16 protein-coding genes are annotated in these 23,351 nt (G+C 71.2%); 10 read left to right on the top strand and 6 right to left on the bottom strand.

The window, feature by feature from the left end; all coding sequences use genetic code 11:
* Positions 1-167 precede the first annotated feature (167 nt).
* A complete protein-coding gene (locus AS850_RS11520) occupies positions 168-1,319 on the bottom strand; it encodes a hypothetical protein (RefSeq protein WP_119869252.1) in 1,152 nt (383 codons plus the stop codon).
* A gap of 107 nt (positions 1,320-1,426) precedes the next feature.
* On the opposite strand from AS850_RS11520, the gene AS850_RS11515 reads away from it, so the two are divergent.
* Both AS850_RS11515 and AS850_RS11510 read left to right on the top strand, forming a co-directional pair.
* On the top strand, positions 1,427-1,861 hold the full coding sequence (locus AS850_RS11515) for a MarR family winged helix-turn-helix transcriptional regulator (protein WP_164088441.1): 435 nt from the start codon (positions 1,427-1,429) through the stop codon (positions 1,859-1,861).
* Between the two features lie 134 nt (positions 1,862-1,995).
* Positions 1,996-2,736 carry a Pr6Pr family membrane protein gene (locus AS850_RS11510; RefSeq protein WP_119869250.1) on the top strand — a complete coding sequence of 247 codons (741 nt, stop codon included), beginning with the start codon at positions 1,996-1,998 and terminating at the stop codon, positions 2,734-2,736.
* Here AS850_RS11510 and AS850_RS11505 read toward each other — a convergent pair.
* Positions 2,676-4,148 carry a flavin monoamine oxidase family protein gene (locus AS850_RS11505; protein WP_164088440.1) on the bottom strand — a complete coding sequence of 491 codons (1,473 nt, stop codon included), beginning with the start codon at positions 4,146-4,148 and terminating at the stop codon, positions 2,676-2,678. The two genes, AS850_RS11510 and AS850_RS11505, sit on opposite strands and share 61 nt — an antisense overlap.
* Before the next feature lie 200 nt (positions 4,149-4,348).
* On the opposite strand from AS850_RS11505, the gene AS850_RS11500 reads away from it, so the two are divergent.
* The 3 genes from AS850_RS11500 to AS850_RS11490 all read left to right on the top strand — a co-directional run bounded on the left by AS850_RS11500 (position 4,349) and on the right by AS850_RS11490 (position 7,647).
* Entirely contained in the window at positions 4,349-4,840 is a 492-nt protein-coding gene (locus tag AS850_RS11500; RefSeq protein ID WP_119869248.1) for a CarD family transcriptional regulator, read from the top strand.
* A gap of 305 nt (positions 4,841-5,145) precedes the next feature.
* Positions 5,146-6,654: an arabinosylfuranosidase ArfA gene (arfA, locus tag AS850_RS11495; protein WP_119869247.1), complete on the top strand. Its 1,509-nt coding sequence runs from the start codon at positions 5,146-5,148 to the stop codon at positions 6,652-6,654.
* 63 nt (positions 6,655-6,717) lie between these two features.
* Positions 6,718-7,647, top strand: a complete 930-nt coding sequence (locus tag AS850_RS11490; RefSeq protein WP_119869246.1) for an aldose 1-epimerase family protein — start codon at positions 6,718-6,720, stop codon at positions 7,645-7,647.
* A 73-nt stretch (positions 7,648-7,720) separates the two neighbouring features.
* Here the strand turns inward: AS850_RS11490 and AS850_RS11485 are convergent, their stop codons facing one another.
* Together AS850_RS11485 and AS850_RS11480 are read right to left on the bottom strand one after the other, a co-directional pair.
* Positions 7,721-8,650 (bottom strand): signal peptidase I, encoded by a 930-nt coding sequence (locus tag AS850_RS11485; protein ID WP_119869245.1) that lies wholly within the window; start codon positions 8,648-8,650, stop codon positions 7,721-7,723.
* A gap of 47 nt (positions 8,651-8,697) precedes the next feature.
* Entirely contained in the window at positions 8,698-9,351 is a 654-nt protein-coding gene (locus AS850_RS11480; protein ID WP_119869244.1) for a hypothetical protein, read from the bottom strand.
* Between the two features lie 231 nt (positions 9,352-9,582).
* Here AS850_RS11480 and AS850_RS11475 point away from each other — a divergent pair, with 231 nt between their 5' ends.
* Positions 9,583-10,116 (top strand): MarR family transcriptional regulator, encoded by a 534-nt coding sequence (locus AS850_RS11475; RefSeq protein WP_119869243.1) that lies wholly within the window; start codon positions 9,583-9,585, stop codon positions 10,114-10,116.
* 234 nt (positions 10,117-10,350) lie between these two features.
* Here AS850_RS11475 and AS850_RS11470 read toward each other — a convergent pair whose 3' ends face one another.
* On the bottom strand, positions 10,351-12,786 hold the full coding sequence (locus AS850_RS11470) for a right-handed parallel beta-helix repeat-containing protein (RefSeq protein ID WP_119869242.1): 2,436 nt from the start codon (positions 12,784-12,786) through the stop codon (positions 10,351-10,353).
* Positions 12,787-12,950: 164 nt separating this feature from the next.
* Between AS850_RS11470 and AS850_RS11465 the strand changes: the two genes are divergently transcribed.
* From AS850_RS11465 to AS850_RS11450, 4 genes are all read left to right on the top strand, one after another.
* A complete protein-coding gene (locus tag AS850_RS11465) occupies positions 12,951-14,393 on the top strand; it encodes a hypothetical protein (RefSeq protein ID WP_119869241.1) in 1,443 nt (480 codons plus the stop codon).
* A gap of 783 nt (positions 14,394-15,176) precedes the next feature.
* Positions 15,177-19,901 (top strand): PKD domain-containing protein, encoded by a 4,725-nt coding sequence (locus tag AS850_RS11460; protein ID WP_119869240.1) that lies wholly within the window; start codon positions 15,177-15,179, stop codon positions 19,899-19,901.
* On the top strand, positions 19,898-20,962 hold the full coding sequence (locus AS850_RS11455) for a glycosyltransferase (RefSeq protein ID WP_236940695.1): 1,065 nt from the start codon (positions 19,898-19,900) through the stop codon (positions 20,960-20,962). The genes AS850_RS11460 and AS850_RS11455 overlap by 4 nt, the downstream gene beginning before the upstream one ends.
* Complete coding sequence (locus tag AS850_RS11450) at positions 20,959-22,326, top strand: lipopolysaccharide biosynthesis protein (protein ID WP_119869239.1); 1,368 nt, start codon at positions 20,959-20,961, stop codon at positions 22,324-22,326. Before AS850_RS11455 ends, AS850_RS11450 begins: the two co-directional genes overlap by 4 nt.
* Before the next feature lie 2 nt (positions 22,327-22,328).
* On the opposite strand, the gene AS850_RS11445 is transcribed toward AS850_RS11450, so the two are convergent.
* Positions 22,329-23,249 (bottom strand): glycosyltransferase family 2 protein, encoded by a 921-nt coding sequence (locus AS850_RS11445; RefSeq protein ID WP_236940694.1) that lies wholly within the window; start codon positions 23,247-23,249, stop codon positions 22,329-22,331.
* Positions 23,250-23,351: the final 102 nt, after the last annotated feature.

Genomic DNA, 23,351 nt, shown 5'->3' with positions numbered 1-23,351 from the left:
CTGGGAGCGGGTGATCCGGCCGCGCGAGAGGCGCTTTGCCCCTCCAACCTGTCAGCCGAAGAGCGGCGGTGCCAGCGTTCCGGGCCTGTTCGGCGACCCGAAATCCTGATCGAGACAGACCTTCCCGGACTGGTGCGGAGCGGCCCGCGCCGCTCGGTGGAGCGGGGTCAGGCGGCGACCACGTTCTCCTCCTCGCGCACGGCGACGCGCTCGTTCGCGAGGCGCACGCGACGGCGGCTGAGCAGGTGCGTGAGGAGCGTCAGGGCGAGACCGACGGCGGCCCAGATCGCGAGGCGGAGCACGTCGAAACCGAAGGCGCGACCCGGGAAGTACTGCAGCGTCTGCGCCGCGTCGAGCCAGGCGGCCCCGTTCCAGAAGCCGTTGAGGGCGGCGAAGAACGGCGGCATGAGGTGCACCGCGAAGATGCCGCCCGACGAGGTGAAGTTCAGCATCACGAAGAGCATCGTGAGCGCCGCGGTCGTCCAGTGCCGGAGCACCGGGTGGAGGCCCACGCCGATGAGGACGATGGCCAGCGAGTAGAGCCAGCCGAGCAGCCAGGTCGACCAGACGTGCCCGTCGACGACCTGGTAGATCGGACCGGCGACCGTCAGGGCGATGCCGGCGACCACGGCCGACAGGACGGCCGAGACGACGAGCGACCAGCGGATCCCGAGGCGCGCGGCGAACGCGGCCACGGCGGCGGCGGTGGCGTACGAGCCGACGCTGAGGCCGACGAGCAGGAAGAACAGCCCCTGCCCGGTCGAGTCGTGCGTCGCCGTCGGCACGACGTCGACCACGGTGAACGGCAGCTTCTGCGAGTAGGCCACGGGGAGGAAGATCTTCTGCGCGACGTTGGCGCTCGTCTCCGAGGCCGCGGTGGAGACGAGCAGGGTGGCGGAGGCGCTCGTCGGCTCGTACGCCGCGGTCAGAGTGCGATCCGCCACGAGGCGGCGCGCTTCGGCGTCGGTCGCGACGGTCCGGACGCTCAGGCCGTCGGGGTCCCTGTCGGCGAGCGTCTGCGCGAACACCTGCGTCTCGGCCGACGAGCCGACGATCGCGACGGGGAGCTCGTGCGGCGTCGGCTGGTGGAACGCCCCGAGGTAGGCGAGCGACATGCCGACCGCCAGGAAGAGCGGCACGAGCACCGCGGCGCCGAAGGCCTTGAAGACGCCGAGCGGGGTCCCGAGCACGGTCCGGACGGCCGGGCGCGAGGCGGAGGTCAGGCGGTGGCTCGCAGGATGCCCGTGCGGGTCGGTCGTCGGGGTGCTGTGCAGCTCCAGCTGCTGCGTGCTGCGGGCGGGGGCGGTCTCGGTCGACACCTGGTGCCTCTCTGTCGGTGGTGGGTTCGGGGCGGTCGGCGTCGACGCGCTACTGTTGCATGATGCAACAAAAAACGACTGTACACCCGATCGGTACGATCGGGAACATGGCCCCCCGACGCGACGACCGCATGCGCGCCGTCTACCTCCAGATGGAGGCGATCTCGCGCCGCGCCGTCGCGCGGAGCCGCCGGACCTCCGAGCCGCTCACCGTGGTGCAGCACACCCTCCTGACGTTCATCAACGCGACGCCCGACTGTCGCGCCATCGACATCGCTGCAGCGCTCCGCCTCAACCGCTCGACCGTCTCCCGCCAGCTCGCCGATCTCGAGGGACTCGGCCTCATCGAACCCCCCGGCGCAGGAGCCGCGGCTCCGGGCCGCGGACAGGCCCTCGCGATCTCCCCGCGCGGCCGCGACCTCCTCGACCGCTCCCTGCGCGCGAACCACGACGCGCTCGAGCGACGCCTGGCCGACTGGACCGACGACGAGATCGACCGCCTCGCCCGCGGGCTCGAGCGGTTCAACGCCGCCGAGGACTGACCCGGCCGGCGAGGACCTACCCGCCGTCACCACCGCGCTCCCGGGTCTTCTCGCTACTGTCGTTGTCGTCGCGGCCGTCGTCGTCTCGGTGCGCGACCCGGATGCAGACACGACGAGAGCGGAAGAGGTGGCGAGTGCAGTCCACCGCGTCGTTCCGCGTGTTCGGGTCGCTCCGGCTCGCGGCCGCCGTGGTCGCCGTCCTCGCCCTCGTGGCGAACTTCCAGTACGTCCTCGGCTTCTCCACCTTCGCCACGGCGAACTACTTCAGCTACTTCACCCAGCAGAGTGCGATGGCCAACGTCGTCGTGCTCGTCGTGTCGGGGCTCCTGACGATCCGGGGCCGGAGCGACCCGCGCTGGTTCGCCGCCGTCCACGCCGTCGTGACCACCTACGTGGTCGTCTCCGGGGTGGTCTTCGCCGTCATCGTCAGCCAGTCGGCCAGCCACCACTACTCGCTGGCGTTCCCCACGTCGAGCCAGGTCCTCCACTTCTGGCTCTCGGGATACGTCCTTCTCGACTGGTTGCTCGCCCCCGGCCGGACCCCGGTCCGCTGGCGGACCCTCTGGCTCGTCCTGATCTACCCGGTGGTCTGGGGCGTCTTCACGGTCGTCCGGGGTCGGCAGGTGCGGTGGTACCCCTACTTCTTCCTGGATCCGGCCCAGGTCAGCCCGCAGCAGTTCGAGCTCTACAACGGGATCGTCCTGGCCATCTTCCTCGCTGTGCTGACCGCCCTGATCGGGCTGAGCAGGGCGAGGCCGTCGCACCTGCTCCGCCATCGGACGGCGTCGCCGACGGCGAGCCCCGGGGGTGGGACTCAGCCCGAGGGGGTCGGGGCGGGTGTGGGCGACGAGGTCGCCGGCATCAGGTCGAAGTAGCCGACGATGCTGCCGAGGGCGGCGTTCCGGGCATCCGTGTCGCTGAGCTTCTCCGTCTCGGCGGCGGAGTCGCCCCCGGTCACGGCGACCAGGATCGGGAACCCCGTGGCGGGCTCGAGATTGAGCCAGGTCCGGTAGGTGGCCGACTCGTCGAGCACGGCCCACACGGACGCGTCGGTCGACCAGTAGCGCTGGTCGAAGCGGAGCCACAGGACGTCCTGCACGCCCATGCCCAGCGCGTCGATCGCCGCGAGGTGGTCGTCGGGCAGGGCGGGCCGGAAGACCACCTTGCGCTTCTGCAGGACGCCGAGCGGGATCGTCGACACGACGCGGTCCGCCGAGAGCGACTCGCCCGTCACGAGGCGCAGCCCGACCCCCTCGTTGCCGTAGTCGATCTGGGTCACGTTGCTCCCGCGCAGGACGTCCAGATCGCGGAGCTGAGCGGTGATGTAGTCGGCGAAGCCCTTCGTGACGAGGGTCGCGTCGCCCGGCACGAGCGTCTCGTCGAGGACCGACCCCGAGAGGGCGTCGGGCTGCAGGCCGAAGCGGGCCGGGACGAGGTCGTCGAGGACGAACGCCAGCCGGTCGCGGTCGGAGACACCCGCGGCGTCGGGCGTGCTCGAGAGGCGACCCGCGGCTCCTGACGACGTCAGGGCCTCGGCCACCGTCACGCCGCCCCGTTTCGCGGCCCACGACTCCGCTTCGGCGAGGGCGCGCAGCACCGATCCGGAGGCGGGAGCCGCGGAGGTGGTGGACCCCGCGCGTGCCGTCTGCGTCGCCGTGAGCGGGACCTGGGTCACACCGCCCGCCTCGAGCAGGGTCGTGAGTGCTCGAGCGCCGTCGCCGAAGAGCGTCGAGACGCCGAGCTGCACCTCGATCGGCCACTCGTCGCCGGTGTACGACGCGATGCGGCCGCCGATGCGGTGGCGCGCCTCGACCACGACCACGTCGAAGCCCCGGTCGGCGAGGTCGCGGGCGGCCGTGGCTCCTGCCATGCCGGCCCCCACCACGGCGATGCGCTCGCCCGGCTGCGCGACGGCCGCGACCTCGGCGGCGGCCTGGAGGCCCGAGGAGCGTGCACCCATGACCGTGCCGGGCTCCGTGGCCGCGACGGCCTCGCCCGCGAAGAAGAGCTTGTCGGCGAGGGAGCCGCGGAGAGTGGTGCGGTCGGCGTCGGTCGACGAGGCCGTCAGGCGGCTCGCCGAGCCGTACGCGTAGGGATCCGTGCCCCAGGAGCTCCGCCGGAAGGCCGTCGGGGTGATGCCCGGCAGCGGTGTCGTCGGGGTGGGCGTGGGGGTCTGGGGTGCGCGCGACGCCGTGGGCCCGGGGCTCGGCTCCGTGCAGGCCGAGAGCAGCAGGATGCCCGCTCCCGACAGGGACCCCGCCAGAAGGTGTCGACGACTGATGGCCATGGTCCCGTCATTCTGGCAGGCTCGCCTCCGCGGCGTCGCCGGGGGACGCCCGCCCGGACGCGGGCGCGGCATCATACAACGCCTTTATCGGGTAGAATGGTAAGACTGCCGAGATGATGCCCGGCAACGGTCTACGTTTCGACCCGCCCGAGTCAGCCCGGCCGAGTCGAAGCACCACATGAGGACAGAGGCACTACTAGATGATTTTCGAAGTAGGGGAGACCGTCGTGTATCCCCACCACGGCGCTGCAACCATCACCGCGGTCAAGACCCGCACCATCAAAGGCGTCGAGAAGAAATACATCACTCTGAACGTCCACGCCAGCGATCTCATGATCGAGCTGCCGGTCGACAACGTCGATCTGGTCGGCGTCCGTGACGTCATCGACGCCAAGGGCGTCGAGGCCGTCTTCGACGTTCTCCGCAGCGACCACGTCGAGGAGCCCGGCAACTGGTCGCGTCGCTTCAAGGCCAACACCGAGAAGATGGGCTCCGGCAGCGTCTACAGCGTCAGCGAGGTCGTTCGCGACCTGTGGCGCCGCGACCAGGACAGCGGCGTGTCCGCCGGGGAGAAGCGCATGCTCCTCAAGGCACGCCAGGTGCTCATCTCCGAGCTCGCGCTCGCGCAGAAGTCCACCGACGAGGAGGCTTCGGCCCTGCTCGACGAGGTTCTCGGGGCCGTCACGGTCTGACGCGTCGTACACGCGCACTGCACGGGAGGTCGACCTGAGGGTCGGCCTCCCGTCGTTCGTGCGGGCGCGCCGCCGTGCGCCGCGTCGGCTTCTCAGGGGATCGGTCGCGCGGCGGCAGCCGTGGGCCGACCCCGCGGCCGTCCCGCGACAGAACGCCTGAGTTGCCCCCGGGGCGGGCCGCTCTCCGAGCCCGCGCCCCCGCGGTGCGGGCGGAGCCGCCCGCGCGGCACCGGCCTTGACGCCCGCGGCGGCGTTCGGAAGACTGGTCCGCACACGCGTTACAACGATGTACCGACAGGAGCCCCATGCCCCACGCCCGTCTCAGCCTCGATCCCTCCTTCGTGGTCGCGCCCGTCTCCCGCCAGACCTTCGGCACCTTCGTGGAGCACCTGGGGCGCTGCGTCTACGGCGGCATCCACGACCCGGGGCACCCGACGGCCGACGAGGACGGCTTCCGTGGCGACGTCCTCGCCTTCGTCCGCGAGCTCGGCATCTCCACGGTCCGCTACCCCGGTGGCAACTTCGTCTCCGGCTACCGCTGGGAGGACGGCATCGGCCCGGTCGATCAGCGTCCGGCCCGCCGCGATCTGGCCTGGCACTCCACCGAGCCCAACACCGTCGGCCTCGACGAGTTCGTCCGCTGGGCGCGCAAGGCCCGCGTCGAGCCGATGATGGCCGTCAACCTGGGGACGCGGGGCGTCCAGGACGCCGTCGATCTCCTCGACTACGCCAACGGCACCGGGGGCTCGTTCCACTCCGACCTCCGCAAGCGGAACGGTGCCGAGGACCCCTACGACATCACGTTCTGGTGCCTCGGCAACGAGATGGACGGTCCGTGGCAGATCGGCCACAAGACGGCGCGCGAATACGGCCGCCTCGCGGCCGAGACCGCGCGAGCGATGCGCATGATGGACGACCGGCTCACCCTCGTCGCCTGCGGCAGCTCGGGCTCCGCCATCGAGACCTTCGGCACCTGGGAGCGGGAGGTGCTCGAGGAGTCCTACGACGAGGTCGACCTCATCTCGGCCCACGGCTACTACTGGGAGGAGAACGGCGACCTCGCCAGCTTCCTCGCCTCCGCCGTCGAGATGGATCATTTCATCGAGGACGTGGTGGCGAGCGTCGACCACGTCCGAGCAGCGAAGAAGCGCAGCAAGCGGATCAACATCTCGTTCGACGAGTGGAACGTTTGGTACCTCAACGGGGATGCGAGCCAGGCCCCGAAGAACGACTGGCCGGTCGCTCCGACTCTTCTGGAGGACCAGTACAGCGTCGCCGACGCCGTCGTGGTCGGGAGCCTGCTCATCTCGCTGCTGAAGCACAGCGACCGGGTCGCCAGCGCCTCGCTCGCGCAGCTCGTCAACGTGATCGCGCCCATCATGACCGAGACGGGCGGGCGGAGCTGGCGGCAGACGACCTTCCACCCGTTCGCGCAGGCCTCGCGGTTCGCCGTCGGGGACGTCCTCCGCGTCGAGCTGACGGCTCCCGTGCACGAGACCGCGAAGTACGGCGACGTCCCCGGCGTCGACGCGGTCGCGACCCACGATCCCGAGACGGGCGAGGTCGCCGTCTTCGCGGTCAACCGCTCGCTGACGGAGCCGGTCACCATCGCCATCGACACCCGCGCGTTCGGCGAGTCCCGCCTGGTCGAGGCCACCCAGCTCAGCAACCCCGATCCCTACCTCACGGTCACGGTCGACACCGCCGACTCCGTCGCGCCCCTGGCGAATCCCGACACGAGCTGGGACGGCACCGTGCTGTCCGTGGTCCTCCCGCCGGTGTCGTGGAACGTGGTGCGGCTCGCCCGCGCCTGAGAGCATCGGCCGGGCATCCTGCGCCCCGTATCCTGGCAGCCCCGAGACGAAAGACGAGTTCCGATGACCACGCAGGATGCCCGGCCCCTCAGCGGCCGGCAGATCACCATCGACCACGGGCCCTACAGCGCCACCATCGCCGCGGTGGGGGCGACGCTCCGCACCCTGACGTACGACGGACGCGACCTCGTGGTGCCCTTCGACGCGGACGAGGTGCGTCCCGCCTACCGGGGCGCCGTCTTGGTTCCGTGGCCCAACCGGATCGTCGACGGGACGTACACGTTCGACGGCGTCGAGCACCGGCTGCCGCTGACGGAGCCGGAGCGGGGGCACGCCCTCCACGGCCTGCTCGTGTGGAGCCGGTTCGACGTGCAGGAGGCGACGGCGTCGTCGGTGGTGCTCACGGCGGAGGTCGTCCCGAGCGACGGCTACCCGTTCCCGCTCGACGTGACGGTGACGTACGCGCTGTCCGACTCGGGCCTCTCGACCACGGTCGAGACCGTCAACCGGGGCGACGTGGCGGCTCCCTACGGCACGGCGCCGCACCCCTACCTCGTCGCGGGTCCGGGCCGCGTCGACGACTGGACCCTCGAGCTGCCCGCGTCGAGGTTCCTCGACGTGACGGAGGACCGCCTGATCCCGACCGCGCTCGGCGACGTCGCCTCGCGTGTGGAGTTCGATTTCCGTTCCCCGCGGGTGCTGGGCGACGTGTTCGTCGACCACGCGTTCACCGGCCTCGAGCGGACATCCGGCGGGGACGCCACGGTCATCGTGACCGCTCCCTCCGGCACTGGCGTGTCGATGACATGGGGGGAGGAGCTGCCCTGGGTGCAGATCCACACGGCCGACCGTCCCGACCCCGCCGTCAGCCGCCTCGGCCTCGCCGTCGAGCCGATGACGTGCCCGCCGGACGCGTTCTCGTCGGGCACTGACCTCGTGCGGCTGGAGCCCGGCGCGAGCCACGCGGCGTCCTGGGAGATCACCGCGCTCTGACGCACCGCCGGTCTGACGCACCGCCGGTCTGGCGCACCGCCGGTCTGGCGCACCGCCGCTCCGGCGCGGGTGCTCAGGCGGTCGGGTCCTCGTCGGCGACGGGGCCCGGGGTGGCGGGCAGCCCGACGACGAAGCACCAGAGCAGGGGGATCGAGCACACGGCGGCGAAGACGAACCACTCGGGCACCGTGAGGTTCAGGGCCGAGGAGAGGCTGTAGTGCCCGAGATCGGCGAGGGAGGGCACCGTGACGCTGCCGACCTGCCCGGCGACGAGGTCGACGGAGGAGCCGCCCTTCGCGGAGACGCGGATGGGCAGGATGCCCGTGGAGACGACCTGCGCCGTGGCTCCTGCCCCCGACACCGACGTCGTGAGCACCACGAGGCCGACGAGCGGGCGGAGCACGTAGACCGTGAGCGACGCCAGCATCGAGAAGCCGAGGATCCGGAAGGACACCCGGCGGGCCGGAGCCGCGATGAGGCGGGTGGCGAAGAGGACGAAGGCGGTCCCCACGAGGAGGATCGGGAAGGCCCGGGCGACCCAGCCGGCGACCGGGAGTGCGAGGGAGACGCGGCCGATGAGGTCGCCCTGGGCGAGGGTCCACGGGTCGGTGGCGCCGTTGATGTCGCCGCGGGTGCCGAGGCCCGGGGCTCCTGCCGTCACGACGCGGTGCGTGTAGACGACGCCGCGCTCGGTCGGCGGGCGGAACGTGACGACGTCGCCGACGCGGATGTCGGAGATCGGCGTGGGAACCGTCAGGACGAGCGTCCCGACCGGGGCGGCCGTGCCCATGGACGGGGTCTGCACGACGAACCATCGGCCGCCGTGCGCCTGGAAGACGAGGGCGGCGGCGACGATCGCGAGGACGACCAACGTGCCCACCCAGAGAGCGACGGTCGACGGGCGGACGGTGCGACGAAGCCTGGTGGGGTGGTCCAGGGGAGCCGGGGCTCCTGAGATCTCGGCGGTGGGGGTGACCGCTTCGATCCTCGTGACGTCCGTCATGGTGTCGACTCTCTCGCCGTCCGGGTGGGCTGCTGGGGGCGGTGCTGCTAGCTGGAGAAGGTCCAGGTGAGGGGCAGCGAGGCGGCGAGGCCCTGGTAGGTGTTGCCTGCGGTGGAGGGGAGCGTCACGGCGAAGCTGAAGCCGGTCGACGCGCCGGCGGCCGCGGCGGGGAGGGGGAGGGCGCCGGCGGAAGCGAGGCCGGCCAGTGTGCCGGAGTAGACGGTCGTGTTGGCGGTGGTGTTCGTCACGACGACGATCATCTTGGCGCAGAGGTCGGTGGCGGAGCCGTTGATCGCGCCGCTGTTCGACTGCGTGCAGGCCGTGCCCGGGGTGAGCGTGAAGGTGTTCGCGGCGACGGAGCCCGTGTTCTTGATGGAGATCGGGGTGGTGACGGTCTGGCCCGGGATCATCGTGGTCGACCCGCCGAACTTGTTGATCGTCGAGCAGGTGGCCGCGTTGGTGGAGGCGGAGCCGCCGTCGGTGGAGGTGCAGGTGACGGTCGCACCGGCGTTGGTCTCCTGCATGACGAGGGCGCCGGTCGCCGCCGTGTTCGTCGAGTTCGTGATGGAGGCCACGAAGCCCGACAGGGTGCCGGACATCGAGACCGAGAGCAGGACGGCCCCGAGGACACCGGTCGCGATGGCGAGGGGAGCGAAACGGAGACGCTTGGCCTTGGCCGCGGCGTGGAGGGTGCTGGACATTCGGAGTATCCCTTGATCGTGAGGTGGTCGGTCTCGATGAGCCGCTCTGTGGGTGGCTTGTCGGGGTAGACTGATTACTCGTCGATCAAGCAACTCAATGATGCGGAAACTCGCGCATCGACCGAAACCCCCACTAGTGGGGCGGAACCGAACACCCGTCGGCTGCGAACATGGAGTCACGCCCCCCGGGCGACGCCGTCATCACCCCCGACCTCCCGAGATGAGAACCCCGTGCCACTCGAAGCCCCCGCCCAGACGGCCGCGGCGCTCGACGCGCCGCCCCGCCTCTCGTCGGACAGCCCCGTCGTCCTCGACATCGCCCGCGCCATGGCCGGGGCCGACACGGCTCACCGTCGCCTGCGCGCCGTCCTCAGCGCGAGCGTCGGTCTGAGCGGCCAGGAGTTCAACGCCGTGATGCTCATCGAGCAGGGGGAGCACACGACCCCGAAGCTCCTGGCGCAGAGCCTCGACATCACGACCGGGGCCGTGACGGCCATGACCGACCGGCTCGTGAGCGCCGGCCTCATCGAGCGCAGCCCGAACCCCGACGACCGCAGGAGCCTCCTCCTGCACCTCAGCGACGAGGGCGCACGCGCCTGCACCGTCATCTACGAGCAGTACACGGCCGCTCTGGCCCGGGTGCTCGACGCGTCGGGCGATCTCGACACGGCCGCGATGACGGCGTTCCTCGAGCGCACCGAGCGCGAGCTCGACCGGACGGCCGACGCGATCGAAGCGACCCCGGCGCTCCTGCCCGGCCGCTGACGCGTCCCGCCCGGCCCGCCCCGGCCCGGTTCGCCCCGCCCGGCCCGCCGAGACTCCACGACTTGCCACTCACTTTCGCGGGGCAGCGGCGTGTCGTGGAGTCTCGCGGGGGAGACGCGTGCCCGCGTCCGCCCGGCCCCGCCGAGACTCCACGACTCGCCGCTCACTTTCGCGCGGCAGCGGCGTGTCGTGGAGTCTCGCGGGTGAGACGCCCCAGCGCGGAGCGCAGCCCCGCTAGAACGTCCCGATGTGCTTCGTGCCGGTGGGCTGTCCCACGGCCGCTGCGATGTCGGCGGGCAGCGGCAGGGCGATGGTCGACGACATGTCGACCGCCATCGCCTCGACGGGCTGCGACGTCGACGTCTGCGCGTTCGTCCACGACGATCCCTTGGCCGCGGCGAGGGCGCCGGGGCTGCTGAACCGGGTCAGCGTGACCTTGTCGGACCCGCCCCAGGCGAACAGCGTCGCCTGCGACGAGGTGAAGAGGTTGCCGGTCACGGTGAGCTTCCAGTCGTCGACCGGGATGCCCGTCCAGTTGTCGAGCGCGTAGATCTGGAACTGGCCGCCCGAGCCGAACCGGTTGTTGGCGACGAGGTTGTTCTGCGTCAGCCAGGTGAACGAGGCGTCGGGCTTGGGGCGCCTCGGGTCGTGGCCGGGCACGGTGAGATCGGCCTCGCGGCGCTGATCCTGCGAGAGCTGGAGTCCGAACACGCCGTTCCCGCCGATGTCGTTGTTGACGATCTGCGAGTCGCTCGTGTCGAGCAGCCGGATGCCCGACTTCCCGTTCCCGGTGGCGACGTTGTCGGCGATCAGCGCGTGGGCGGAGATCTCGACCTCCAGGCCGTGTCCCTGGTTGCCGGTGATGCTGTTGTGGACGATCGTCGCGTCGTAGCAGGACTCGTCGAGCCAGAGCCCGAAGCTGTAGTTCTTCGTGAAGTCGTTGTTCCGGATCGTGATGTCGCGGGACCGGGTGATCTTCACGCCGCCGGAGACGGGCGCCTCGTTGAAGTGCTCGAGGTTCGCCTGGCTCACGATCGAGTTCGTCAGCTCGAGGTTGTAGGCCGCGTTGCCGCCGAGGCCCTGCATCCCGCTCCGCTGCACGGTGAGGTGGTCGAGGGTGATGTCGTCGTTCTCGAAGTTCATGCCCGTCGTGGCGCTGTCCTGGATGACGATGTTCCGCGCGGTCTCGCCCTTGCCGCCGAGCCGGAGGGCTCCCCGGACGTTGTAGGGCGTCGCGTAGCGCCGCACGCCGAAGCCCTGGAGGGTCGTGCCGGTCGACTTCGCGTAGATCGCCTGCTGGAGGTTGCTCGCCCTCACCTCGTGGCCCGCAGGATCCGACCCGATGGTGATCGTCCTGGCGTTCTGGTCGACGGCGAAGGTGCCCGCCGTGACGGCCGAGGCCGAGGCGACCTGCTTCAGCTGCGCTCCGTCGACGAAGACCATGTCGGCGCGGGCGGCGAGAGGGTAGGAGCCGGTGTTCACGAAGTAGGGGTTGTCGGCCACGCCGTCGAGGGTGTTCGGGAAGAACGTGCTCCACGGGGTCGTCCAGGTGGAGCCGGTCTGCTGCCAGTTCGTGATCGGCACGGAGCCGTCGAGCCAGACGGCCTCCTTCGGGTAGTTCTCGATCGTGACGTTCTGCTTGGACTCGGGGACGCTGACCTGCTCGTTGTAGACGCCCTGGCGGAGCACGATGGTCTGGCCGGAGACGACGCGGGAGATGGCCGCCGCGAGGGTGCGGAGCGGGGCGCCCTCGGATCCTGCCGCCTGGTCGTCGCCCGAGGGGGAGACGAAGAGGGAGCCGTCGGGGACGGGGTAGGAGGCCGCTCCGACCGCGACGGAGCCGCGGGCGGGAGCCGTCGAGGGTGCCGGGGTCACCGGGGGAGCGGTCGGGGTCGACGTGACGGTGACGTCTGGGTCGCGCGTGACGACGAGGGAGTCGTTGGTCGTCGAGATGGGCCCGGGGTTGGAGGCGCTCGCGTACTGCCAGATGCCGACGTTGCCGATGTGGTTGATCCGGCGGGTCGTCGAGTCCTTGGTCGTGATCATCCAGTCGGGCTGGGGCGTGCCGACGAGCCACGCGCGCGCCGTCACCGTGACGGGGCTGGTGCCGGTGACCTGGAACTCGGCCGCGATGCGGGTGTCGGTCGTGGCCGTGAACGGGAGCTTGACGCGGGCCATGGACAGCTCGACGTTGCCGGGATCGAGGCGGGAGACGGTGAGGTTGACCTGGCCGCCCTTGAGCACGTCGAGGCGGCCGCGGTAGGCCGTGCCGTTCGCCTGCCGGCGGATCTCCCAGCCCTGGTAGACGAGCGGCGCCCGGCCCGGGAGACCGAGCACGCCCTGGACGTCCACGTTGAGGGCCTGGACCTGACGGAGGGTCGCCGTCACGGCGCGCGCCCGACCGAGGTTGATGATCCGGCCCACGTTGCTGGAGGCCTGAAGCTTCGTCGAGGCGTCCTTGATCACCGAGTAGGCGCCCCCGCGCTCGGCGCTGCCCCAGCTGCCCGACACCGTGCGCCCGAACTGGTCGGAGGCGACGACCGAGGGCGTGGCGTGCGCGATCTGCGCCGGGACGACGGCGGCGAGCACCAGTCCGAGCACCAGGCCACTCGCGGGGATCAGCGCGGCGAACCGGCGCGAGGAGCGGTGCTGTGCGGTGGTGGAGCGCATCGAGAGAACTCGTTCCTGTTGCGAGTGGAGGCATTCTAAGCGGGTTCATCAGCAATTTTCCAGCGCGGTCGGCGTCAGCGGCAGTCCCCACTCGGGGCTCCCACGTTCGGGGGGCGCCCGCTCGCGGGCTGGCCTCTCCGCCTCCGACCCTTAGTGTTGACGCCATGACCGTCGCCGAGAGAGCCGTGACCGGGGTGCCCCCGCGGCGTCGCGGGCTGCTCGCCGCCGCCGTCTCGGGCGACGAGCCGACGGGTGAGACGCGCACCTGGGTCAAGGTCCTCGCCGTCGTCGCGGTCGCCTCCATCGGCGTGCGGATCCCGCTGCCGCAGGGTGTCACCGTGGGCGAGCTCGTGGCCGTCGTGCTGCTGCCCCTCTGGGCTCCGGCCTTCCTCCGCTTCCGAGGCGGCAGGATCCTCGTGGCGCTCGGTCTCGCGACCCTCGCCTCGGGCGTCGTCCTCCTCCTCGCGCACCGGTCGACGAACCCGGCCGCGAGCGGGGACGTCATCTCGTCGATCGCCGTCTTCGTCTCCTTCGTCACGGCCATCGGCGTGGTGCTCTGGGCCCGGGGCATCCTGCGACCCTCGTCGATCGGCATCGCCTTCGGCATCGGTCTCGTCGTCGGCATCTACCCGCTCGACGCGCAGTTCTCGTCCAACCCGTGGAAATTCTCCTTCGCCCTCCCCCTCACGGTGCTGGCCCTGGCTCTCGCCCAGCGGCTGCGGCGCTGGTGGGTCGAGATCGCGGTGCTCCTCGCGCTCGCCGCCTACTCGGCGGGCCACGACTCGCGCTCGCTCTTCGGCGAGCTCTTCTTCGCGCTCGTGATCGTCGCCGTCCAGGTCCCGCTCCGGCGCCGGAGCCCGCGCGGCTCCGTCGTCCGGCTCCTCATCGGCATCGCGGTGCTCGCCGTCGTCGTCTACAACGTCGGTCAGGCGCTCATCCTCGGCGGGTTCCTCGGTGCCGCCACGCAGGCGAGGTCGATCGCGCAGATCGAGACGTCCGGCTCCCTGATCCTCGGCGGACGGCCGGAGCTCGCGGCCACGCTCGCGCTGATGTCGCACCATCCCGCCGGGTTCGGGGCCGGGGTCGGCCTGACGCCGAACCAGATCCTCGAGGCGAAGAGCGGAATGGCCGACATCGGCTACGCCCCGAACAACGGCTACGTCGAGCGCTACCTCTTCGGCTCGCAGGTCGAGCTGCACTCGGTCTTCGGCGACCTGTGGGCGGCCTTCGGGATCGCGGGCCTCGTGCTGTCGGTCGTCGTCGCGGTGCTGCTCGTCTGGGGCCTCGTCCACCAGGTGGCGCACCGCTCCACCAGCGCTGTCGGCGCGTTCCTCGTCGCCCTGAGCATCTGGTTCCTCGTCTTCGGCCCGTTCCTCACCAGCTACCGGGCGATGGCCGTCGCGCTCGGACTCGTCGCGATCCCGCTCGTGACCGCTCGCCGCGGCTCCCCGCGCGATGCCCGCCCCCTCGCCCCCAAGGAGCCGTCATGGCCGACCTCGACCCCGACGACCGCGCCGACGGGCGCCCCGAAGCCGTCACTCCCGCCCTCGACCCCCGGCGGGGCCGACTCGTCGCCCTCGTCGTCACGGGGATCGTCCTCGCGCTGATCGTCGCGTTCGTCGTGGTCCTCGTCGTCCGCGGCGCAGGAGCCCCGGCTCCCGCGACCTCGCCGTCGTCCTCGGCCGGGGCGTCGTCCCAGGGCCAGCCCGGGTCGTCCGCCTCGGCCGGCCCCGGGGCCTCCGGTGCACCCGGATCCTCGCCCTCCGCTTCGGCTGCGCCGCTGCCGACCGCGGGCCCCGGGACCGTGGCGTCCCCCGCGCCGATCGGCCAGACGGCTTCGCCGACCAAGGGCATCGTCGTCCGGGTCGCGGGGCTGGCCGCGGTCCAGGGCAAGGCCTCCGGCATCGGCGAGGTGTCCGGGCCGGCCATCCGGTTCCAGGTGGAGCTCCGCAACGAGGGGGCGTCCGCGCTCGCGCTCGACACGGTCGTCGTCAACGTGACCTCGGGGCCCGAGGCGACTCCTGCGAACGAGCTCGTCAGCGTCCGCAAGGCGTTCCCCGCGTCGGTCGCGGCCGGGAAGACGGCGACGGCGACGTTCACCTTCACGCTGGCCGAGTCGGCCCGGAGCGACGTCACGATCACCGTCGACTACCGGGCGGGGACGCCGGTCACCGCGTTCCGCGGGGCCGCTCCGCGCTGACTCCCCCCGTCGCGCGGGTGAACGGGGGGTGAACGTGCCCCATTAGGGGGGTATGGCACCCGACCGGGGGACAGTTATAGTCGGCATAACGCCCGATACCCGAATTGTCGTGCGTTCGTGAACCCGAAATTCACGTGTTTCACAGACGTGACCCGAAATCACGGCTTACCCGACCCGAATGAGGCACCCCATGGGGAAATCCGTGCCGAATCGCCTGCGCCTTCCGAGCATCGCAGCCGTTTCCGCCGCAGCAATCGTCCTGAGCAGTCTTCTGATCGCTCAGCCCGCTTCGGCGGATTCCGCGCCCGTCGACCCGGCGTCGCCGGCGACGCCGACCACGGTCACGGCGGATGCCCTCCCCACGCCGCAGATCAACGGCGTCGTCTGGTCGCAGAAGATCGTCGGCAACGTCGTCTACGCGGGTGGTAACTGGACGACGGTCCGCCCCGCCGGTTCCGCCGCCGGGACGAACACGACGAGCCAGGCCTACCTGCTCGCCTACAACCTCACGACCGGCGCGCTCATCACGACGTTCAACCCGGTCCTCAACGCGCAGGTCAAGTCGATCACGACCTCGCCCGACGGCAGCGTGCTCTACGTGGGCGGCGCCTTCACGAGCGTCAACGGCACCAACTCCTACCGGGTCGCCGCGCTCAACCCCTCGACCGGCGCCCTGATCAAGACCTTCGCCCCGACTCCGAACGCGACCGTCAACGCCGTAGTCGCGACGGCGTCGACCGTCTACGTGGGCGGCGCCTTCAGCTCCGTCGGCAGCAGCGTGCGCAACAAGGTCGCCGCGCTGTCCGCGACGAACGGCGCGCTGCAGCCCTGGAACCCCAACGCCCAGGGCGGCGACGTCTCGTCGCTCGCGCTGGCGCCCGACTCGTCGAAGGTCGTCGTCGGCGGCAGCTTCACGACGCTCAACGGCTCGAGCAACCCCGGCTACGGCCTGGCAGCGGTCGACCCGACCTCGGCCGCGATCCTGCCCTGGAACGTCAACACCCTCATCCGCAACGGCGGAACGCAGGCCGGCATCACGAGCCTCTCCTCGGACGCCGACGGCCTCTACGGCTCGGGCTACGTCTTCGGAGCCGGCGGCAACCTCGAGGGCTCGTTCCGTGCCGACTGGGCGACCGGGACCCTGACCTGGGTCGAGGACTGCCACGGTGACACGTACTCCGTCGCCACCACGGCGAACGCCGAGTACATCGCGGGCCACCCGCACTACTGCGGCAACGTCGGCGGCTTCCCGCAGACCGAGCCCACCTGGACCTTCCACCGCGCGCTGGCCTTCAGCAAGGCGGCCACCGGCACCGCGACGACGAACCCGTACGGCGGCTACTACGACTACGCCGGCAACCCGACCCCGTCGCTCCTGAACTGGTACCCGGACTTCAACACGGGCACTTTCACCGGCCAGTCGCAGGGCCCCTGGAGCGTCGCGGCGTCGTCGAACTCGCAGTACGTCGTCTACGGCGGCGAGTTCACCACCGTCAACGGCTCGGCGCAGCAGGGCCTGACCCGCTTCGCGGTCTCGTCGCTGTCGACGAACAAGCAGGGCCCGATGGTCACCGGCTCGTCGTTCGTGCCGTCGGCCGTGTCGCTCTCCTCCGGGACCGTGCGCCTGAGCTGGGCCGCGAACTGGGACCGCGACAACGCGCTCCTGACCTACAAGGTCTACCGCAACGGCGGGGCCACCCCCGTCTACACGACCACCGCGACGTCGAACTTCTGGCAGCGGCCGAACCTCGGTTTCGTCGACACCGGCCTCACGCCGGGCGTCCAGTACAGCTACCGGATCAGCGCGACGGACTCCTTCGGGAACACCGTCAAGGGCGACTCCGCCTTCGCGACGGTCACCAGCGCGCAGCCGTCGAACTACACCAAGACGGTCCAGGCGCAGGGCGCCTCGTCGCTCTGGCGCCTCAACGAGGCCTCCGGCACCGCGGTCTACGACAACGTCGGCTACAACGACCTGGTCGCGGGAACGGGCGTGAGCCGCGGAACCGCGGGGTCGGCGACGGACGGCAGCACCGGATCGACGTTCTCGGGTGACGCCTCGGGCCTCGCCGCCACGCAGACGGCCGTCCAGGGACCGCAGACCTTCTCGGTCGAGGCCTGGTTCAAGACCACCACGACCGCCGGAGGCAAGATCGTCGGCTTCGGCGACACGAAGACCGGCACCTCGTCGAACTACGACCGTCACATCTACATGGACCCGTCCGGCAAGGTGAACTTCGGCGTCTACGACGGCAACACCGAGATCATCACGAGCCCCAAGGCCCTGAACGACGGCACCTGGCACCAGGTGATCGGCACGCTCTCCTCCGCCGGTCAGACCTTCTTCGTCGACGGCAAGCTGGTCGGCTCGCGCTCGAACTCCTCCGCGCAGAACTACCAGGGCTACTGGCGGGTCGGCGGCGACTCCTCGTGGAACGGCGCGAACTTCTTCGCCGGCGCCATCGACGACGTGTCCGTCTACCCGACCGCGCTCTCGCGCAACCAGGTCGACGCCCAGTGGATCGCCGCCGGGAACACGACGACGCTCGCCACGGCCCCGGCCGACGCCTACGGCAACCGGGTCTTCACCGACAACCCGAGCCTCTACTGGCGCCTCGACGACGCCGCGGGCTCCGCGACGGCGAAGGACGCCAGCAACACGCAGTCCGACGGCCTTTACGTCGGCGGCGTGACGCAGCAGGCTCCGGGCGCTCTCGCGGGCACGTCCAACCACGCGGCGACCCTCGACGGGTCGTCGGGCCAGGTCGTGAGTTCGCAGTCGTACAACGACCCGGAGACGTACGCGCTGGAGTCGTGGTTCAAGACCACGACGACGACCGGTGGAAAGATCATCGGCTTCGGCAACAACCAGACCGGTCAGTCGAGCGCCTACGACCGCCACGTCTACATGCAGGACAACGGTCAGCTCGTCTTCGGCACGTACACCGGCCAGACGAACACCGTCACCACCCCGGCCAGCTACAACGACGGCACCTGGCACTACGTCGTCGCCACCCAGGGTTCCGACGGTCTGAAGCTGTACGTCGACGGCGCCCTCATCGGCACCAACCCGACGACGCAGGCCCAGGCCTACCAGGGCTACTGGAAGGTCGGCGGCGACACGACGTGGGGCTCCTCGAGCGCCTACTTCCCGGGCACGATCGACGAGGTCGCGGTCTACGACCACACCCTCGACGCCTCCACGGTGGCTCAGCACTTCGCCCTCGGGGCCGGGGGGACGCCGGCGAACGCCGCGCCGACCTCCACCTTCACCGCGACGCCGACCAACCTGGCCGTGGCCTTCGACGGGAGCGCGTCGAGCGACTCCGACGGGACCGTGGCCTCGTACGCCTGGGACTTCGGTGACGGGACGACCGACACCGGCGTCAAGCCGTCGCACACCTACGCCGCGGCCGGCACCTACACGGTCAAGCTCACGGTGACGGACAACCAGGGAGCCACCGGCTCCTCGACGCAGCAGGTCACCGTGACCGTGCCCGCCAACCAGCCCCCGGTCGCCTCGTACACGAGCGTCGTGACGAACCTCGGGGCCGCGTTCGACGCGACCGCGTCGTCGGATCCCGACGGCACCGTGGCTTCGTACGCCTGGGACTTCGGTGACGGCGCGACCGGCACCGGCGTCAAGCCGTCGCACACCTACGCCGCGGCCGGCACCTACACGGTGAAGCTCACCGTGACGGACAACCAGGGAGCCACGGGCGCCTCGTCCGCCCAGGTGGCCGTCGCGCCTCCGGCCAACGTCCCGCCGACGGCCGCGTTCACGCCGACCGCCACCAACCTGGCCCTGGCCGTCGACGCCACCGCGTCGAGCGACCCGGACGGCACCGTGGCGAGCTACGCCTGGACCTTCGGAGACGGCGCGACCGCCACCGGAGCCACGGCGAGCCACACCTACGCCGCGGCGGGCACCTACACCGTGAAGCTCACGGTGACGGACAACCAGGGCGCGACCGGAACCGCCTCGCAGACGGTCACCGTCGCTCCGGCGCCGAACCAGCCGCCGGTGGCGTCGTTCACGACGGCAGCGTCGAACCTGGCCATCACCGCCGACGGCACGGGCTCCACCGACGCCGACGGCACCGTGGCCTCGTACGCCTGGACCTTCGGGGACGGCGCGACCGCGACCGGTGCGACGACCAGCCACACCTACACCGCGGCCGGCACCTACACGGTGACGCTCACGGTGACCGACAACGGCGGAGCCACGAACAAGGCCACGCAGACCGTCACCGTCACCGCCCCGGCCGGGACCCCCTTCGCCCTCGACGCGTTCTCCCGGACCGTCACGGGCGGCTGGGGGACGGCGAACGCCGGAGGCGCGTGGACGAGGGTCGGCAGCGCGTCGAACCTCTCCGTGAGCAACGGCTCCGGTGCGCTGTCGCTGCCGACCGGCGGGACGCAGATCGCGGCCTACCTGAACGGCGTCTCGCAGGCGAACACGGACCTGTCGTTCACCTTCGCGGCCAGCAAGGCTCCGACCGGTGGCGGCACGTACGTCTCCGCCGTGGCCCGCACGGTGGGAACGAACACCGAGTACCGCGCTCAGGCCCGCCTGCAGTCGAACGGTGCCGTCGGCCTCTCGCTGCTCTCGTACCAGGCCAGCGGAACCGCCACGACCCTGGTCGCGGAGAAGAACATCGCCGGCCTCTCGGCCACGGCCGGATCCAGCTTCACGATCCGCGTCCAGGCGACGGGAACCTCCCCGACGACGGTCCGCGCGAAGATCTGGGCGACCGGGACCACGGAGCCCACGGCCTGGGCCGAGACGGCCACCGACAGCTACGCGGCCCTGCAGAATCCGGGCGGGGTCGGCGTGGTCGGCTACCTCTCCGGCAGCGCGACGAACCTCCCGCAGGTCGTGAGTGTCTCGCAGCTGAGCGCCTTCAAGCCGTGACGAGGATCCGCGGCCGGGTCGGGGACGCGGGAGGACGCACGTTCATCGTGCAGCAGTCCTTCCCGCGGCCCCGGCCCACCACGAATCCCTACCTGGTGATGCTGGGCCGGGCGGTCGCCGCGCAGCCCGGCGTCGCCGTCCGGACGTTCTCGTTCCGCGCCGCGCTCCTGAAGCGCGCCGACGTCTTCCACGTGCACTGGCCCGAAATCCTGGTCTCGGGCCACAGCCCTGCTAAGAAGCTCGCCCGGCAGGGGCTCACCCTCCTGCTCCTCGCCAAGCTCGCGGCGACACGGACCCCGATCGTGCGGACGCTGCACAACCTGGAGCTCCCCACCGGGATCTCGCGGCGGGAGCGGCTCCTGCTGTCCCTGATCGAACGGCGCACCGCGCTGTGGATCCGTCTCAACGACGACACTCCCGAGGTCGAGGGTCGGGCTTTCGAGCTCATCCCGCACGGCCACTACCGCGACTGGTTCGCCGGGATCCCCCGGCAGGACCGGGTGCCGGGCCGGGCCGCGTTCGTCGGTCTGATCCGCCGCTACAAGGGGGTCGAGGGACTCCTCGAGGCCTTCCGCGGTGTCCGGAGCGACGCCAGCCTGGTGGCCGCGGGGCGGGCCAGCACCCCGGAGCTCGAGGCCGAGCTCGCGGCGCTCGCGTCCCTCGACGAGCGGATCGCCCTCGTGCCGCGCTTCCTCGACGACGCGGAGCTCGTGGACGTCGTGACGAGCGCGCAGCTCGTCGTCCTGCCCTATCGCGAGATGCACAACTCGGGCACGGCGCTGACCGCCCTCTCCCTCGACCGCCCCGTGCTCGTCCCGGACAACGAGGTGACGCGCCGCCTCGCCCACGAGGTCGGCGAGTCGTGGGTCCACCACTTCCGCGGCGACCTCGACGCCCGCGACATCGAGACCGCCCTCGACGGGGCGGCGGCTCTCGGTGACTCCGACCGACCCGACCTCTCCCTCCGCGAGTGGGACGTCGCGGGAGCCGACCACGTCCGCGCCTACCGCCGGGCCGTGGCGCTCCACCGCGGCTCCTCCGTGGAGGCCCCGGTAACATGACCGACACGAAGACCTCCACCGAGACCACCCGACCCCGAGCCGGCGGCCCCATGGGCGCGGTCGGGTCGACGGCTGCCGTCAAGGTGTTCGTGATGGCGCTCTCCGGCATCCTGGGGATCATCACGAGCCGCCTCATCCTCCAGAACTTCGGCACGGGCGCCTACGTGCAGTACGGCCTCCTCTCGACGTTCCCGACGCTCCTGCCCTTCGCCGACCTCGGCATGGCGGCCGTCGTCATCAACGCGGTCGCAGGATCCTCGTCGCCCCGCACCGACGACCGGGTCAAGCGGACCATCGTCACCGCCTTCCGCATCCTGATCGTCTCCGGCGGGATCATGGTGGTCGCGTCGATCGTCATCACGGTCCTGGGGCTGTGGCCGGCCCTCCTAGGCAAGGGCCTTCTGCCCGGCGGCAACATCGCGGCGGGGCTCTGCCTCTTCGTCTACGGGGTCGTCGTCCCGATGACCGTCGGCCAGCGCATCCTGGTCGGTCTCAAGAAGACGAACGTGCAGGTGGCCAGCCAGGCCGTCGTCGCGCCCACGATGCTGCTCGTGATCGGCACCTTCGTCATGCTGAACGTGCCCGCAGGCACCTACCTCGCGGTCGTCTCCTACGTGGCGAACAGCCTCCTGTCGGTCATCTGCCTCGCCATCGGCGCCCGCGCCCTCTCGCCGCAGGTCGGCCAGGCGATCCGCCTCGTACCGCGCATCCGGTCGTACCCGGGCGTCAAGGCGATCCACCTGGCGTGGCCGATGCTCATCCAGACCGTCGCGATGCCGCTGACGCTGCAGACCGACCGCCTCCTGCTCAGCCACGCGGGCACCCAGGACGACCTCGCGCAGTACAACCTCGCCGCGCAGCTCTTCGGGCTCGTCCTGCAGACGATCGCGGCCTCCGGCATCGCCCTGTGGCCGCACTACGCCAAGGCCCGCTCCCAGGGGCGCATCGAGTCGCCGACCAAGCCGACGATCTGGTTCACGCTCGGGGCGGTGCTGGTCGGGACGGCGCTGGCCCTGGTGTCGCCGTTCCTCGTGCACTTCATCGCGGGTGACCGGATCCAGCTCAGCGCATGGCTCCTGGTCTGGTTCGTCGTGTTCGTGGCCATGCAGGCGGCGAAGTACCCGGTCGGCATGTACATGACCGACAAGGCGGGGCTCACCTTCCAGGTGATCCCGATCCTCATCATGGTGCCGCTGAACCTCGGGCTGTCGTGGTTCCTGATCGCCCCCTTCGGTGCGGCGGGGCCCATCATGGGTTCGGCGATCTCGGTGCTGATCTGCCAGGTCGTGCCCGACCTCTGGTACGTCTCGCGCGACCTGAAGCGTCGCGCGGCGGCGCCCGCCTCCGCGAGCGACGCGGAGTGAGATCAGTTCGTCCGGCGGAGACCCTCGCGAGCGATCCGTCGACCGTCGCGGACGGCCCGGAGAGCCACGAGCAGGGTCGACGGCGTCGTGACGAGCTGCCTCCGGCCGCCCTGCAGCAGCACCTCCCAGGCGATCGGCAGCGCCTGACGGCTCCAACGCCGCACGGCGTCGTCGTCGAGGTGGCGGGCGGCGAAGAGCATCCGGTTGCGGATGTTGTAGTAGTAGTAGGTCGACGACTTCGCCTGGCCGGTCTCCTCCGCGCCGTCGCCCTGCGTCCCGCCCTCGGCGTGGACGACGTCGACGTCGCTCGCCACGCGGAGGGCGCCGCCGGCGCGGGTCACGCGGCGCGAGAGGTCGACGTCCTCCCAGTAGAGGAAGTACTCCTCGTCGAATCCGCCGCAGCGCTTCCACAGCTCGGCCGAGAGGGCCACGCAGGCCCCGCTCAGCCACTCCTCGACGCGCGCTCCCTCGATGCGCCTGCGCCGGGACCGGATGCGGCCGTCGTCGAGGTAGAGGTCGGAACCCTCGAACCAGACCGAGCCGTCGGGTCGCAGGATGCGCGGGGCGACCATCACCGAGGGCTCCCGCTCGACCTCGCCCGCGAGCGCGTCCAACGCCTCCGGCGAGAGCAGGGCGTCGGGGTTCAGGAGCACGAGCGTCCCGGCACCGCGTTCGAGCGCCCGAGCGGCTCCGAGGTTCATGCCGGCCCCGAAGCCGACGTTCTCGGGGGAGAGGACGACCTCCCAGCCCTCCGCTCGACCGAGCGCCCCGAGCGCCGCCGCCTCGCGCTCGTCGGTGAAGTTGTCGACCACCACGACGAGGAGGCCCGGACGGGCCCGCGACAGGGGCGCGAGGTTCGAGCGGAGAAGAGCGCTGGAGCCGTAGTTGACGACGATCACGGCGGTGCTGCGGGGGCCTTCCAAGCGGTGTCCCCTCCCGTGCGCCCGGCGTGCGATGGCACCCATCCTACTTTCCCGCGTGCATCCGGTCGGCCTGCGGCCGCTCCCGCGCGCCCCGAGCGGAGG

Origin of the sequence: Frondihabitans sp. 762G35 (assembly GCF_002074055.1) — a bacterium.
Lineage (GTDB): Bacteria > Actinomycetota > Actinomycetes > Actinomycetales > Microbacteriaceae > Frondihabitans.
This window is presented reverse-complemented; position numbering and strand designations above follow the sequence as displayed.

Excerpts from the sequence above, each read along its gene's own strand:
- AS850_RS11515 (WP_164088441.1), top strand. The coding sequence starts at position 1,427 with ATGGCCCCCCGACGCGACGACCGCATGCGCGCCGTCTACCTCCAGATG.
- AS850_RS11505 (WP_164088440.1), bottom strand. The coding sequence starts at position 4,148 with ATGGCCATCAGTCGTCGACACCTTCTGGCGGGGTCCCTGTCGGGAGCG.
- AS850_RS11500 (WP_119869248.1), top strand. The coding sequence starts at position 4,349 with ATGATTTTCGAAGTAGGGGAGACCGTCGTGTATCCCCACCACGGCGCT.
- arfA (WP_119869247.1), top strand. The coding sequence starts at position 5,146 with ATGCCCCACGCCCGTCTCAGCCTCGATCCCTCCTTCGTGGTCGCGCCC.
- AS850_RS11490 (WP_119869246.1), top strand. The coding sequence starts at position 6,718 with ATGACCACGCAGGATGCCCGGCCCCTCAGCGGCCGGCAGATCACCATC.
- AS850_RS11485 (WP_119869245.1), bottom strand. The coding sequence starts at position 8,650 with ATGACGGACGTCACGAGGATCGAAGCGGTCACCCCCACCGCCGAGATC.
- AS850_RS11480 (WP_119869244.1), bottom strand. The coding sequence starts at position 9,351 with ATGTCCAGCACCCTCCACGCCGCGGCCAAGGCCAAGCGTCTCCGTTTC.
- AS850_RS11470 (WP_119869242.1), bottom strand. The coding sequence starts at position 12,786 with ATGCGCTCCACCACCGCACAGCACCGCTCCTCGCGCCGGTTCGCCGCG.
- AS850_RS11465 (WP_119869241.1), top strand. The coding sequence starts at position 12,951 with ATGACCGTCGCCGAGAGAGCCGTGACCGGGGTGCCCCCGCGGCGTCGC.
- AS850_RS11460 (WP_119869240.1), top strand. The coding sequence starts at position 15,177 with ATGGGGAAATCCGTGCCGAATCGCCTGCGCCTTCCGAGCATCGCAGCC.
- AS850_RS11450 (WP_119869239.1), top strand. The coding sequence starts at position 20,959 with ATGACCGACACGAAGACCTCCACCGAGACCACCCGACCCCGAGCCGGC.